Origin of the sequence: Alistipes sp. D31t1_170403_E11 (assembly GCF_015553985.1) — a bacterium.
Classification (GTDB): Bacteria; Bacteroidota; Bacteroidia; order Bacteroidales; family Rikenellaceae; genus Alistipes; species Alistipes montrealensis.
Genome location: NZ_JADNHQ010000001.1, coordinates 210,365 through 224,287 on the forward strand (window position 1 = coordinate 210,365; position 13,923 = coordinate 224,287).

Below are 13,923 nucleotides of genomic sequence, written 5' to 3' on the forward strand. Positions count from 1 at the left end.
CTATCGTTTTTTAGGGTTATCGGGGTTATTGCGGCAGTCCGTGCTCCTCGATGTAGCGCAGAATCTCCTCGCGGCGGGCCTTGGGCGTAACGTTGCGCCGGACGACCAGCAGGTAGGAATTGCGTATCTGCTCGCGGATAAAAGCGTCGGGCAGGTCGCCCGTGGTGCGGATGCCGTTCCAATGGTCTTTGTTGAAATGGTATGCCGGGCCCACGTCGTCGTACTGCTCGCGAAGCAGAATCGCCTCGCCGGGATCGCATTTCACGGCGACCCATTCGAAATCGGTCATATCGGCACAGGCGTACATCTTGCCGCCGATCTTGTAGACCAGCGTCGTTTCGTCGAACGGCGTCGACTCTTCGGTCAGGGGCAGCGACAGACAATAGTCGCGAAAGTTCAAAACATCCATAACGGGTTCTTTTCCCCAAAGATATGATTTTTTTGGCACACGTATTGCGTTCCGAAGGAAAGTAAAACCAAAATCAAGGTAAAAATGAAAAAAAATCTCCTCTGTGTACCTCTGCTGGCGATGTTCGCAGCAGGTTTTTTCGGCTGCTCGCAGCAACGGCAATGGAACCACGAACAGCGTAAGGCAATGCGCGAAGCGCTGCGCAGCTACCGCCAGATGGTTTACCTGGACGACCTGAACGACGCCGAGTTCGTGCTTTTCACCGATCAGGTGGCCGGAATGCTCGAAAATGCCTATCCCGTCTATGCGACCTTCGTCGAAATGCCGGGCGTAACCGATACGGTGGACATGGTCGTCGTGACGACGATCGTCGACGAACTCAACGCCGACGCCCGCAACATGCGCCACATCTATCCCTACAACTACCTCGTAGCGCAGGGCGTCCTGCCCGCAGGACTCGACCACGAGCAGCAGAAGGCATTTTACACCTGCTTCGCCGGCAAAGTGAATGCCGCTTACGTCACGATGGACCAGTTCTTCAACGCCATCCTGGCCGACACGAGCGACATGTCGCAGATCCGGCAGATGGAGAGCCAGTGCGCCAACGACCTTTTCAGTTGGGTCGTGACCGAAGTCGATGTGATCGAGACCGTCCCGGCTCCGGCAGCCCAGCAGGCCCCGGCAGCGACTCCGGCCGCTCCGGCCGCTCCGGCGAAAAAGAAGTAGCCGCCGCCGGCGTAAGACGCCGGATTTAGAGGCGAAAGGGCTGTCGATCCGCTTTCCCACCGGTTCCGCGCCCGGCCCATTACGTGATTGACAAAACGGTGTACTCCTTGCGGAGTACACCGTTTGTTTTCATTTTCCACGAGGGGTTATTTGTCGGCGTAGAGCGACTTGGCGATACCCAGCTCCAGCCCGCGCAACTCGGCGAGGCCGCGCAGGCGGCCCAGACACGAATAGCCCGGATTGGTTTTCTTTTTCAGGTCGTCGATCATCTGGTGGCCGTGGTCGGGACGCATCGGAATCGAGATGCGGCGGCGCTGCTGAATCTCCAGGAAGGCTTTCATCACCTCGTACATTGGCACGTCGCCTTCGAGGTGGTTGGCTTCGAAGAAATTGCCCTCGGCGTCGCGCTGCGTCGAACGCAGGTGGACGAAATTCACACGGTCGCCCAGGCGCAGCATCATGCCCGGCAGGTCGTTCTTCGCCGAGACACCGAACGATCCGGTGCAGAGACACAGGCCGTTCGAAGGGTTGGGAACCGCCTCGACCAATTTCTGAAAATCGGACTCGGTCGAGAGGATGCGCGGCAGGCCGAGGATCGGGAACGGGGGATCGTCGGGATGGATCGCCAGCACGGCGCCCGCCTCGTCGGCCACGGGAGCCACTTCGCGCAGGAAAGCCACGAGATTGGCGCGCAGCGTTTCGGCCGTAACGTCCTTATAGCGGTCCAGCTCACGCTGGAACTGCTCCAGCGTGAAACTCTCCTCCGAGCCGGGCAGGCCCGCGATCATATTGCGGGTGACGAGCTCGATCTCGGCGGCATCCATCCGCTCGAAGCGGGCTTTGGCGGCGGCACGCTCAGCCTCCGAATAGTCCTTTTCCGCACCGGGACGCTTCAGGATATGAAGGTCGAAAGCCACGAACGCCGCACGCTCGAACCGGAGGGCCCGCGACCCGTCGGGCAGTTCATAAGCGAGATTCGTGCGCGTCCAGTCCAGCACCGGCATGAAGTTGTAGGTGATGACCCGGATACCGCATTCCGCGAGGTTACGAATCGACTGCTTGTAGTTCTCAATGTAACGCTGGAAATCGCCCGTACGGGTTTTGATGTGTTCGTGGACGGGAATGCTCTCGACCACCGACCACACAAGGCCTGCGTCGGCGATGGTCTGCCGGCGTTTTTTGATCTCTTCGACGGGCCATACCTCGCCGTTGGGAATATGGTGCAAGGCGTTCACGATGCCCGTAGCACCCGCCTGGCGAATATCCTGGAGGCTGACGGGATCGTTCGGCCCGTACCAACGCCATGTTTGTTCACACAAATACATAGAATAATGTAAGTTATAATGGTTCACCGCTCGTTCGCTCCGGACTGTCCCCATAACCCACGGCTTCCAGCCGTGTTTACAAGTCTGACCCCACCCCAAACCCCTCCCTCGGGAGGGGCTTGTCGCTCGCGACCAAAAGGTTCGCCGGTTTTACAATCAGATCGAAAATGCGTCGAAACCGCCATCGACGACGGCCAGCGCACCCGTCACGAACGACGAAGCGTCGCTGACAAGGTAGTGGATCGTACCCAGCAGCTCCTCCGGCTCGGCGAAGCGTCCGGCAGGCGTATGGGCGATGATCGTCCGCGCACGGTCGGTATACGAGCCGTCGGGGTTGGTAAGCAGCGCACGGTTCTGGTTGGTCAAGAGGAATCCCGGGACAATGGCGTTCACGCGCATTTCGGGGCTGAACTTCATGGCCAGTTCGGCTGCCATATACTTCGTGTAGTTGCCGATGGCGGCCTTGGCGGCCCCGTAGCCCACGACACGGGTCAGCGGACGCAGCGCCGACTCGGAGCAGAAATTGACGATGACGCCCTTTTTACGGGCCGTCATGGCCTCGCCAAAGACCGTCGTCGGCAGCACCGTGCCGAACAGATTGAGGTCTACGACCTTCTTGAAAGCGTCGATCTCCAGGTCGAGGAACGACTTGTCGGGAGCGATCGTCGCACCGCCCATATTGCCGCCCGCGGCATTGAGCAGGATGTCGATCGCACCGTACGCACTGAGGATGGCCTCGCGGTTGGCCACGAGCACCTCGCGGTCGAGTACGTCGGTAGCGAGGAACATCGCTTCGCCGCCCTCGGCGCGAATCTCCCCGACGAGCTCTTCGCCCGCCTTCTCGTCGCGGTCGAGAACCACGACGCGCGCGCCCTGCTCCGCGAGGTAAACGCAGATCGAGCGGCCCAGGATACCGGCTCCGCCCGTCACGACGACGACGCGGCCCCGGATGTCAAACAGATTTTTCATAGTTATTTCGAACAGATTGGTTGATACTATTTTGCATTGTATTACATAACTGCCTGCCGTTTTCGCCGCCTTTGGCGTCGTTTACAAGTCTGGCCCACCCCTAAATCCCCTCCTCGGAGGGGACTTTGTGCCGCTGCGCGGCAAATCCAGTATTCGGCCGTATCGGGTCAATTTCCTTCATAATATCGAATATTCTCTTTCAGCAGGATGTCGATGGGCATGTTGCCGACCTTGGCGGGGGCGCGGCCTTCGACGAGCCATTCGCAGAGCGCCATCACGCCGCGGTAGCCCTGTGCCTCGGGGCGCTGTGCGACGAGCGCCGTCACCACGCCCGCGGAGAGCATCTCTTCGTTGCGGCGGATCACGTCGTAGCCCACCAGCCTCACGTCGGTACGCCGCCGCGCCGCGAGGTAGCCCGCAAGGATGTAGCACGTCGAATTGAAGGTCACGGCCCCGGCAATAGACGGACTGCGGCGGAACAATTCGTCCAACACGCAGCCGTTATAGTTTTCATCGTCGAGCCGCAATGCAGCGTAGTGCAATCTGCCGCGGAAAGCGTGCCTGTCCAGGTAGCTGCGAAAACCCTCCTCGCGGTTGCGGCACTGATTCGACCCGGCGTCGCCCCGGTGGACGATGTTCCCCACGACGATGTCGGCCCCGGGATCGAGGCGGTCGAAAAGCAGCCGTGCGGCGACCACCCCGGCGTCGAACGACGACGTGCCGAAATAGGCGAGCCGGTTGCAGGCGGGAATGTCCGAATCGACAAAGACATAGGGCACGCCCCGCCCGTCGAGTTCGCGGGCGAACGGTTCGACCATCTCCGCGAAAAGCGTTGCGATCACCGCGCCGTCAAACTCCTCCCGGCGCAGCGCCGCCAGCAGGCTCTCGAACGACGACCGGTCGTACTGGTCGAAGCAGAAACGGCGCACCGCGACGTTATAGCGTCCGGCCTCGGCTTCGGCACGGGCGATCCCGGCTTCGAAATCGGCCCAGTATTCACCCTGCACGAACCGGGGCATGATCACACAGAGCGTATACCTCCGTCCCGAAGCCAGCGAACGGGCGATCAGGTTCGGACGGTAGTTGACCTGCCGCAGCACCTCGTTGATGCGCGCGAGGTTGGCCTCCGAGACCTTGCCGCGGTTGTGGATCACGCGGTCGACCGTCGCCACCGACACCCCCGCCATACGAGCGATGTCGACGATGCGCACCGTGTTATTTTCGTTGTCGATCATGGGTTGTACGGTTATCCGGCATTACACGGCAAATCTATGCATAATTTTCGAAAATAACAAGTGTGTGCGCACACACTTAACATATTTACAAAAAAAGAACCGGACCCTTGCGAGTTCGGGATTTTCGGTCCTCCGATTCTATCCCGTGTGCCCCGGTGCGGACGAGTATGCCGTCGGCTGCCTCTGTTCCGAACGATTGCCATTCACCTCGAAAACGACAATACAATCGAAATCGACACCCCGGGAAACTGCCCCAAACCGATACGCCGGAGAAATGCACCTCGGCGGAAAACCTCTCGAACGCCCCTTTATCAACTACTCCGAAATCGATAAAGGCACGAAGGTCCGGTTCGAAATGCAACCGGAACCCGGGAAATAAAAGACCGGGGAGTGCACAAAAAACACGGTCCGTAACCATAGCGGTTACGGACCGTGAACGTATTATCGGGCCGGGAATCAGAACCGCAGCCAGTCGGGATAGTAAAGCATATTACCATATTCCGGGAACCCCAAAGATTCGGGAGAAGTACCCACATATTGAAAAGCATATCCGCCATTTCCAGAAAATATTTCCATAGAAACATCTGCTTCCACGGCTGGCATAAACACCCATTCCACCCATTTTTGAAATATCGTAATACCGGAAGCACCCTCTATTCCGCGGACGATCGGCATCATTTCGCTGACAGCGATCCGGGGCGCTCCTGCTTCAAGCGCTTCCTGCAGTTTGGGAAGTGCGACCATTTGTTCATTATAGGATACGTTATCCCGATAACGCCCGAACGCAATGCCGTATTTACTATGGTCGAGACCTTTGATCGTACGGTCGGAAGATACCGTATAAGGATCGGTAAAATCCCAGCTTTTTCCCGTCCAGGCATAATCGAGATAGGCTCCGGCCTCAATACCGTCATGCGTTTGGTAAAGGGTCGCCGAAGGGTCGCCTACATCGGTCAGCGTGATCCGTTTGTCCTTACCCAGCGCCGTGCGCAGGTCGCGGATAAATTTAGCATACGAGGCGGGATCGATGGCAGGCATCCCGTCACGGCCATAGCCCGAACCTTCGTCATAAAGATTCACTCCGTCGAGATCATAGCGTACGACCATCTGCCTGACCTGCTCGACCAGCGAGGCCCGCTGCGCATCGTCGAGGTTGCAGAACCCGATACCCAGACCGGCGCCGTTGATGATAACCGACACACAGATGTTCTCTTTCTGAATCGGGGCCAAATACTTTTTCCGGTCGAGCAGCAAATGGGTCAAATGCGTGTCATACAGCAACTTGGGAAGTTTATTATCTGCATCATAACCAATCGTAGCCCCCCAAATAAGTGCTTCGTCCACGCAACGGTATAAATGCTCAGATTCATCACCTGTCTCGAAATTCATAAAAAAACTATATACGGATACCTCTCGCACTGCACGTGGATCTATTTTCGCGGGATCGATCAGAATAGCCATCCAATCAAATGCAGGCTTTCCGTATTTGTCGGCATAATTCTCAAAATCATACGAATAGGAAGACAAAAGGTCGATCGATAATTGGTAACAGATGTGATAGCGCTCGACACTACCATCCGCAGCAGGGACTTCAGCGTTGAGCATGACTAAAAAGTTACAGCAGGACTCCTCGGGATCGCTCATGTCGATCTTTACGGGCAATTCAATTCCATAACTACCCTTACGAATCGTCATTTCCCCTGTCGGCAGAGTTCGTTTTTCGGCCGGAACATACCGGAATTTACGATTGACCATGCGGAGACGCTGTTCGGACATATTTTCCATCCTCAGCTTTGCATCATGCAATCCGAGGCTGGTATCGTATGCCTCAAGCGTTTCCTCGTCATCGGCCAGCGAGAACGTAACCGTAACGTCTTCGGGGGCCTCCTTGGTCAGTCCGAAAGTCAGCACATCCTCGAATTTCTCGCCGGGTTTGACCGTCACGCGGACCACCGTATCGTTAATGGCTTTCGGGCTGTAAAATCCCGGCTTCACCTTGCCCACAGGGTCGTAGGCGGCTCCGGAACCGACTTCCATCTCGATGGGGTCGGCCGTGCAGGCGGCCAGCAATGCCGTCAGCAGCACGAATGCCGCCGTATGCCAGTTGTGCAATATTCTATTAATTTTTTTCATGTTTTCCTGCATTTAGGGTTACTCCTTGTTCAACTGCGGAACCTCGACCGAGGTATTCCATTTCAGCGGCTTGGCCGCCACGCCGTCATTGCCGTGGCCCGTGACATCCTTCACCACGTCGCCGTTCTCGGGAGAGTCGAATTTCCAGTAGCCCAGAAGACCGTCGCTCTTCGGATCGACATCGTACATGTTGTCCCAAATCTCCTGCCGGGTACGGACCTTCGACCAGACGCGCGCCTCGGCGACATCGCCTTGCAAAGGCCGCTTCTCGTCATAGGAATAGCCGATAAAGAACTGGTAGGCTTCGGCCAGCGACTTGTTGCCTTCGGGATCGGCGTCGTACATCGCCCGCATGGCGAGGTTGACCGATTCGCCCGACCATTTGACCGTACCTTCGCTCTGGAGCTGTCCGTTGACATAGATCGACATCGAGCCGACCAGCGCATCGTAGGTCATCGCCAAATGGTACCACTCGCCCGTTTCGAGCGACTTCACATCGTCCGAGTCGGGGAACTTGTTGCCCCCGGCCTGCACCTGAAGCTGTTGGCGCGGGAAACTCGTGTCGCCGAAACGCAGCAGCAGGTACTGCTCGACACCCATCACCGAGGAGATAGAAGCCGCCTTATCGAACGCGTTGACCCGTACGATAATCTCATAGGTGACGGCCTTCAGCCCGTTGAAAAGGTCGCTCTGCGGACCCGCCTTGTCGAGCGTCGGGAAGGTGATCCAGTTGTCGGTAAGGCTGGCCGCGGTGGTCACGGCACTCGTCTGTTTGACGAGATACCACACCGTGGCAGAGCCGCCCAGCAGAGAAACGTCGCCGCTCGTAACGGAGACCGGAAGCAAGTAGGTGACATCGAGCGGCAGCTCGGTCAGCCCTTTGAAATAGACGTTGGCTTCGGGCGAGGCGACCTTCCCGGCGGCGATCGGAAGCGATGCGGCCGAAAGCTCGTAGTGCGCGGGATCCAGCAGTTTGTAGTCGGTCCCGTGGCGGGCGTTGTAGAGGTCTGCTTTCGAAGCATCGACAGTGAGGGTAGCCATAACGTCATGCCCCACAGGCCCGCTCAGGACAGCGGAGAGTTTCCGCTGCTGGGTCTCGATCGTGCGTTTGAAGAAGACGTTGACATCGGAACGCTCGGCTGCGGCGTCGAGGTAGAGCGCCGCCTCGTTGGGCGTCTTGTTTTCGTATTCGTTGCGGTCGCAGGCCGTCAGAAGCGCTGCGAAACACGCGGTCAGGAATAGTATGCGTTTCATCTTTCGTCAGTTTTTAGGCGTAAGGTTCAGACGGGCGATCAGTTCCCGGGTCCGCAGGTAATTCAGGCCGACGTGGTAATAGTCGCGGCCAATGTCGTAGAGCGCAATGCCGCCCAGCCCGTTGGAGGTAGTGATCTGCGTACCGAGGATTATGGCGTCCTGCTTGCGGTTCCGGTAGTCGCGCAGCACGGCGCCCGGCGTCACTGCAAAAATTAGCTTACCGGGGGCGAGCCCCGCGAGAGCCGCATTATCCAGCAGCAGGTCCATATCGCTCTGGTAAACGAGCTGTGCCGTGGGCAGCACCACCCGGTCAAAAGCAGCCAGATCGGCGGCAGCAAGCCTCGAGGGATCGCCCTCGTAGACCAGCAGTCCCGGTTTACCGAGCGTCTGCAACGTAGCGGAAAGGTTATCAAAAGGCCGCTCAGCCAGCAGGACGATGCCGTCGAAACCGTAGCGGGAAACGGCGGAAGCGGCAAGCGACGCGTCGTCGCCCGGACGGAGCGGATAAAGCACCCGCGTGCCGAGTTCATGCATGAGCGGAAGGTCTGCGAGATCGGCTTCCGAAGGCGTGTTCTGCAGGCTCACGATGTCCACCGAATCGGGCAGCGAACGCAGGAAATCGCGCTCGGAGGTCGAAACGGCGGAGGCGTTGACGAGGCAGGCGTAGACCAGCGTATGGTCGGTCGATTTGTAGGCCCGGACTGTCGCGGTGTAGGCCGCCCAGGCGGCGGGATCCTTCGCATCGGGACGCGAGGCGTCGATGTCCACGCTCTCCGGTTCGGTCCAGTCGTCGCACGAGGAGAATGCGGCCGCAGCGCACAGCATCAGCATTCCCAATATGATTCGTTTCAATTTCATGGCGTTAGTTTTTAGAAGTTGTCTTATCCCACCAGAGATGCGTGCCTTGCGTGTCCGGTCCGCCCAGCATCTCAACGGCGGCGGCCACGTTTGCGGCGTTCTCGGTATACTCCTCGACGGGGTAGTTCAGGCGGCGCGGCCCGACAGCCGGGTCTACCGAACCGCCGCTCCTGTCGTTGGCGGACGGGAAAAGCGCCGGATAGCCCGTGCGGCGATGCTCGGCCCACGCCTCCGTGCCCAGCGGGAAAATGGCGATCCACTTCTGGGTGATGATACGTTCGAGGTTGCGGTCGAAATTATCGGTCTCCCAAGGAATCGTGATCTTGCAGACGGCCGAATAGTTGTTCGACCCCACGTTGTCCTGGTAGTTCTCCGGAACGGCATCCGCCTGAGCGAGGTAATCCTCCGCACCCTTGGCCCCGCGCTCTTCGAACGACAGCTTCACGGCCTGCTCGTAAAACGCCTTGGCCTCGGCATCCGTGCCCCAGCGAAGTTCGTATTCGGCACGCAGGAAGGTGATCTCCGCGGCATTCATCCACAGGTAGGGCGACTTCGAATCGATAATCATGTTCGAGTAACCCGCCTTGGCGGCGTCGGAATCCCCCGGATAGCTGCCGATACGGATTCCCGCGAAACCCGGAGTCGCCGTCTCGCCCTTGCCGACGGTCACCTTCGTGAACATCGTCTCGCGGCGGGGATCGTTATAGCCGTTCATCACGCTGATCAAGTCGGCACCGATGCGGTGGTCGTTCCAGTTGTTCCAACAGAGCGCCGAGCGGTTCTCGGCCAGCGTCAGTTCGGCGTTATCTCCGTTGCTCTCGATAACACCGCTCCCGATGGCCTCGGCAGCCTTCGCCTTGGCAATCTCCGGCTTCACGTTCGAAAGGCGCATCGCCATGCGCAGTTTGAGCGAATTGGCGAACTTCACCCACTGTCCCACATTACCGCTGTAAACGCCGTCGAACTTGCCGAAAGCTTCGGTCGAAAGCGACGTATTGGCCTTCAGCACGGCAATGGCAGCATCCAGTTCTTCGAACATCTTCATATAGACCTCTTCCTGGGTGTCGTAGCTCACGGAGAGCGACTCTTTCTTGTCCTCGACGATCTTCGAATAGGGAATCGGGCCGTAGGTATCCGTCACGCGGTGCATGATCGCCACGCGCAGCAAGTCCGCAAGGGCCCGCATCACCGGATTGTCCGTGCCGTTCAGCACGCCCCGGTAGTAGGGATAGGTCTCCGAAATGACGTTCACGAAAGGCCACTTAAGCCAGTCCACCGTGGGATTGAACGTCGAGAACTTCTCGAACTTGCTGTCGGAGGTAAACTCGGTGTAGCCCGCATAGGAACCGCTGACCAGCAGTTCGTTGAACTGGTACATGTGTTCCTGCGCCGGGACGACCAGGTTGATGAGGCCCTTCACGTTGGCGCCCGTCTTGTAATTTTCGCGCTGCATCTCCGCTTCCGTAACCTCGTTCGGATTCCGGTTGATCTCCTCGAAATTACCCGTACAGCCGGCCGCAGCGAGCAGAACGGTAAAGACACCTGCGATCCAAGCGCTCCTATTGATATGTGATATGGTTTTCATAGCAGTCGTTTAGAAAGTCAGTTTTACATTGAATCCGATGTTGCGCAGCGACGGCATCATGAAATAGTCAATGCCCTGGTAGAAGTTGTCGGTGTAGGCCGTAGCCTCGGGATCGAACGGAGCCTTGCAGTAGAGCATCCAGAGGTTGCGACCCACGAACGACACCTGAACCGAGCAGATGTCACGGAACCACCGCCGCGGCAGCGTGTAACCCAGCGACAGTTCCTGCAAACGCACGTTCGTCGCCGAATAGGTGTAGTACTGCGGCAGGCCCGTCTGGGCCGAAATGGTCTGGAACCACTTCTGGGCATTGACCGTCGAACGACCGTTGACCACTACCCCGCCGGCATCGCGCGCGGCAGCCGAAGCCTCCGAAACGCCGAACTGGTCCATCCACGCCTGCGTCGCCGAATAGCAGACGCCGCCGATGCGGGCCGAGATGAGGAATCCCAGGTTGACGCCCTTCCACGAGAAATCGTTGCGCCACGCCAGGTTGTAGTCCGGAAGCACCGAACCCAGGTAAATATCCGTCGTGAGGTTATCCACCGTAGAGACATTGCCCTTGTCGTCGAGTTCGATATAACCCTTTTCGCTGTATTTGAGACTCGAATTGGTGTAGAGGTCGCCCATCGTGCCGCCCGGTTTGAGGAGGTACTTGGCGCGCCCCAGCCCTTTGATCTCCAAGCGGTCTTTCGAAATCAGCTCGCCCGTCTCGGGGTGCACGTAATTGTGAACCAGCTCGATGATCCGGTTTTTGTTCCACGAGAAGGTGAAGTTCGACGACCAGCCGAAGTCGCGCCAGCGGTTATCGTAACCCAGCGTCGCCTCGACACCCGTATTGCGCACGTGGCCCGTCTGGAGATAAATCGTCGAGTAACCCGACGACACCGAAATCTGCGGATCGAACGTCTGGTTGTAGGTATCGGCCTTGTACCACGAAGCCGAAAGATTCAGGTGTTTCCACAACCGCAGGTCCACGCCTAACTCCCACGTTTTCGTACGTTCAGGGTGCAACTCGCCGATCGGATAGTGCGTCTTGGGCTTCCAGGCATGGGCTGTCTGGTCGTATTCGTAGGTCGGGACCGTCAGATGGCGCGGGAAAGGAATGCCCACCGATGCGAACGAACCGCGCACCTTGAGGTAAGTGATGACTTCCGGCAGGTCGAATGTCGCGGACGGAATCCACGAAAGGCCCACCGACGGATAAAAGAACGACGATTCGGGCGAATTGGCCAGTTGCGAAGCCCAATCGTTACGTCCCGTAACGGTCAGGTAAAGCAGTTGTTTCCAGCCCACCTCGACGCTGGCGAAAACGGACTGCGTCTGCTCGCGCCAGCCGTATTTCGAGGCACGGCGCTTTTCGATGTCCAGGTCGAACACCGAAAAAACGTTGGGAATGCCGCTCGTGGCGATGGGTCCCTGATAGGTCAGTTCGTCGGTCCGGGTGTCGTTGACCGAGGCCCCGACGTTGGCGTTGAACGACCAGTTCTCACCGAAGGTCTTGTTGATATTGAGCATGATGTCGCCGTAGATCTGCTTGTCGTAGCGGCGCGCCTCGGCATAGAATCCCTGGTCGCTGCCCTCCAGCAGCGTCGGGTTCGACGAAGCGTAGAGTTTCTGCGTATAGAGGTTGTTGGCGTTGTCCACCCGCACACGCCCGGCGACGTTCAGCCATGGCAGGATGTCATACGACAGCGATGCCGACAGCATGTAACGGTTTCGCTCGTTGTTTCGCAGGTTGCGGTAGGCGATCCAGTAGGGATTCTGCATGCGCAGGTCACCGCCCTCGCCGTAGGGCCAGTACTGCTCGTAGATGCCCCGGGCAGGATTGTAACGTTCGAAATTCTCGGCCAGCGAAAAATCCTCACCACGCGGAAAGAGGTAGGCCGAAACCAGCGGATTCGAATAGACGCCCTGGCTGGTCATGTTCCGGTCCTTCTGCACGATGTAGCTCGCACCGACATCCAGGCGGAGTTTGTCATTCAGAAAATACGAAGTGTTACGGAACGTAAAGTTGTAACGGTCGTAGTAATTATTGGGAACGATACCCTCCGAATTGACCGTGGCAGCCGAAAAGAAGGTCTGGTTCTTGTCCGTGCCGCCCGAAAGCGTCACCGAGTTGGTCGAGACATAACCCGTCTGGAAGAAATCCCCGGGAGAATAGCCGGTCTGCGCTGCGGGCAGGAGTTTTGGGCCCCAACTCTGGATCGGCGAACCGTCGCGCTTCCCGTTCAGGCCCGTGCCGTAGCGGTTCTGGAACTCAGGCATCACAAACGGCTTGAGAAACTCGTTGTTCGTCGAAAACGAGACGTTCAGTTTCCCGGCCTTGCCGCGTTTCGTGGTAATCATGATCGCACCGTTGGCGGCATTCGAGCCGTAAAGCGCGGCGGCAGCAGCACCGTTCAGCACCGAAATCGATTCGATGTCGTCGGAATTCAGGTCGGCGATGGCTTCCGTCGAGCCTTTCGAGTCGAACTCCGTGCTGGTTCCGCGCGCCCCGCCGTAGTTGTTCATCGGAATACCGTCGATCACATACAGGGCGTTGTTATTCTGCGAAATGGATTTCTGCCCCCGGAGGGTCACCTTCGCTGCGCCGCCGACACCCGACGAAGAGCTGTTGATCTGGAGCCCCGCGACCTTGCCCGAAAGCGAGTTCATGAAGTTTGCGTCCCGGACCATCGTAATATCCTCGGCCTTGACCTCCGTGACGTTATAGGAAAGGGCCTTCTCGGCGCGTTTGATGCCCAGGGCCGTCACAACGACCGATTCGATCTCGGAGGTGGACTCCTTGAGTGTCACGTCGAACGACGTACGGCTTCCGACGGCCAGCGTCTGGGACTCATAGCCCAGGTAGCTGATCTGCAACTGCGCACCGGCCGGTGTGCCGACCATCAGGACAAAACGCCCTTCGGCATCGGTCGAAATACCGTTCGTCGTACCTTTGACCATGACCGTAGCGCCAACGATCGGCTGTCCGGCGGCATCGCAAACCCGGCCCGAAACCCGGGCGGATTCGACCTCCGCACGTTTCGACAACAGGATCGTCGTGGTCGATTCGAGCAGGGAATAAGTGTAGGGAGTCTCTTTGAGCAGCGCGTCGAGAACGGTCCGGATGGAGCCTGATTTCACGGCGGCGGTCACCCGGAAGGCAATATCGACCTCGTGATTCGGTACGAAACGATAGGGCGACTGCCTTTCGATTTCGCTCATCGCCTTCTCCAGGGGCGCGTTTTTCAATGCCAGCGAAATCGGTTTCGTCTGAGCCTGGACGGCCGGGGCTGCACAACACAAAAAGAGAGCGAATGATAGCGCAATCAGGGTTTTGATTTGCGTAAACGCTTTTTTATGCATAAATTTGTCATTTAGGGTTTAGGTTGAGTCTAATTCTGCTTGAACCCCCGGCCTGCAGGATGTGCAACCATCCGTGCA

General features: G+C 58.1%; 11 protein-coding genes. 2 read left to right on the top strand and 9 right to left on the bottom strand.

Annotated features, from left to right (window positions below; genetic code table 11):
- Nucleotides 1-25: 25 nt before the first annotated feature.
- Nucleotides 26-409, bottom strand: a complete 384-nt coding sequence (locus I2E69_RS00825; RefSeq protein WP_195458254.1) for an MmcQ/YjbR family DNA-binding protein — start codon at nt 407-409, stop codon at nt 26-28.
- A gap of 84 nt (nt 410-493) precedes the next feature.
- Here I2E69_RS00825 and I2E69_RS00830 point away from each other — a divergent pair, with 84 nt between their 5' ends.
- Nucleotides 494-1,135 carry a hypothetical protein gene (locus I2E69_RS00830; protein ID WP_195458255.1) on the top strand — a complete coding sequence of 214 codons (642 nt, stop codon included), beginning with the start codon at nt 494-496 and terminating at the stop codon, nt 1,133-1,135.
- A 146-nt stretch (nt 1,136-1,281) separates the two neighbouring features.
- Here I2E69_RS00830 and uxuA read toward each other — a convergent pair whose 3' ends face one another.
- The 3 genes from uxuA to I2E69_RS00845 all read right to left on the bottom strand — a co-directional run bounded on the left by uxuA (nt 1,282) and on the right by I2E69_RS00845 (nt 4,664).
- Complete coding sequence (gene uxuA, locus I2E69_RS00835) at nt 1,282-2,460, bottom strand: mannonate dehydratase (RefSeq protein ID WP_195458256.1); 1,179 nt, start codon at nt 2,458-2,460, stop codon at nt 1,282-1,284.
- A 156-nt stretch (nt 2,461-2,616) separates the two neighbouring features.
- The gene (locus tag I2E69_RS00840) at nt 2,617-3,429 is read right to left on the bottom strand and encodes an SDR family oxidoreductase (protein WP_195458257.1); all 813 of its coding nucleotides are present in this window, start codon (nt 3,427-3,429) and stop codon (nt 2,617-2,619) included.
- A gap of 167 nt (nt 3,430-3,596) precedes the next feature.
- Nucleotides 3,597-4,664 carry a LacI family DNA-binding transcriptional regulator gene (locus I2E69_RS00845; protein ID WP_195458258.1) on the bottom strand — a complete coding sequence of 356 codons (1,068 nt, stop codon included), beginning with the start codon at nt 4,662-4,664 and terminating at the stop codon, nt 3,597-3,599.
- Here I2E69_RS00845 and I2E69_RS15415 point away from each other — a divergent pair.
- Nucleotides 4,663-5,043, top strand: a complete 381-nt coding sequence (locus tag I2E69_RS15415; RefSeq protein WP_410489078.1) for a glycoside hydrolase domain-containing protein — start codon at nt 4,663-4,665, stop codon at nt 5,041-5,043. The two genes, I2E69_RS00845 and I2E69_RS15415, sit on opposite strands and share 2 nt — an antisense overlap.
- A 77-nt stretch (nt 5,044-5,120) precedes the next feature.
- On the opposite strand, the gene I2E69_RS00855 is transcribed toward I2E69_RS15415, so the two are convergent.
- Genes I2E69_RS00855 through I2E69_RS00875 form a run of 5 tightly spaced genes read right to left on the bottom strand, consistent with a single transcriptional unit; the run spans nt 5,121 to nt 13,845 of the window.
- Nucleotides 5,121-6,797, bottom strand: coding sequence for a glycosyl hydrolase family 18 protein (locus tag I2E69_RS00855; RefSeq protein ID WP_195458260.1), 1,677 nt, complete (start codon nt 6,795-6,797; stop codon nt 5,121-5,123).
- 18 nt (nt 6,798-6,815) lie between these two features.
- A complete protein-coding gene (locus I2E69_RS00860) occupies nt 6,816-8,051 on the bottom strand; it encodes a DUF1735 and LamG domain-containing protein (RefSeq protein WP_195458261.1) in 1,236 nt (411 codons plus the stop codon).
- Nucleotides 8,052-8,057: 6 nt separating this feature from the next.
- The gene (locus tag I2E69_RS00865; RefSeq protein WP_195458262.1) at nt 8,058-8,909 is read right to left on the bottom strand and encodes a glycoside hydrolase family 18; all 852 of its coding nucleotides are present in this window, start codon (nt 8,907-8,909) and stop codon (nt 8,058-8,060) included.
- A 4-nt stretch (nt 8,910-8,913) separates the two neighbouring features.
- Nucleotides 8,914-10,494 carry a SusD/RagB family nutrient-binding outer membrane lipoprotein gene (locus I2E69_RS00870; protein WP_195458263.1) on the bottom strand — a complete coding sequence of 527 codons (1,581 nt, stop codon included), beginning with the start codon at nt 10,492-10,494 and terminating at the stop codon, nt 8,914-8,916.
- A gap of 9 nt (nt 10,495-10,503) precedes the next feature.
- Nucleotides 10,504-13,845 (bottom strand): SusC/RagA family TonB-linked outer membrane protein, encoded by a 3,342-nt coding sequence (locus I2E69_RS00875; protein ID WP_195458264.1) that lies wholly within the window; start codon nt 13,843-13,845, stop codon nt 10,504-10,506.
- Nucleotides 13,846-13,923 lie beyond the last annotated feature (78 nt).

Excerpts from the sequence above, each read along its gene's own strand:
- I2E69_RS00865 (WP_195458262.1), bottom strand. The coding sequence starts at position 8,909 with ATGAAATTGAAACGAATCATATTGGGAATGCTGATGCTGTGCGCTGCG.
- I2E69_RS00845 (WP_195458258.1), bottom strand. The coding sequence starts at position 4,664 with ATGATCGACAACGAAAATAACACGGTGCGCATCGTCGACATCGCTCGT.
- uxuA (WP_195458256.1), bottom strand. The coding sequence starts at position 2,460 with ATGTATTTGTGTGAACAAACATGGCGTTGGTACGGGCCGAACGATCCC.
- I2E69_RS00870 (WP_195458263.1), bottom strand. The coding sequence starts at position 10,494 with ATGAAAACCATATCACATATCAATAGGAGCGCTTGGATCGCAGGTGTC.
- I2E69_RS00840 (WP_195458257.1), bottom strand. The coding sequence starts at position 3,429 with ATGAAAAATCTGTTTGACATCCGGGGCCGCGTCGTCGTCGTGACGGGC.
- I2E69_RS00875 (WP_195458264.1), bottom strand. The coding sequence starts at position 13,845 with ATGCATAAAAAAGCGTTTACGCAAATCAAAACCCTGATTGCGCTATCA.
- I2E69_RS00830 (WP_195458255.1), top strand. The coding sequence starts at position 494 with ATGAAAAAAAATCTCCTCTGTGTACCTCTGCTGGCGATGTTCGCAGCA.
- I2E69_RS15415 (WP_410489078.1), top strand. The coding sequence starts at position 4,663 with ATGGGTTGTACGGTTATCCGGCATTACACGGCAAATCTATGCATAATT.
- I2E69_RS00860 (WP_195458261.1), bottom strand. The coding sequence starts at position 8,051 with ATGAAACGCATACTATTCCTGACCGCGTGTTTCGCAGCGCTTCTGACG.
- I2E69_RS00825 (WP_195458254.1), bottom strand. The coding sequence starts at position 409 with ATGGATGTTTTGAACTTTCGCGACTATTGTCTGTCGCTGCCCCTGACC.
- I2E69_RS00855 (WP_195458260.1), bottom strand. The coding sequence starts at position 6,797 with ATGAAAAAAATTAATAGAATATTGCACAACTGGCATACGGCGGCATTC.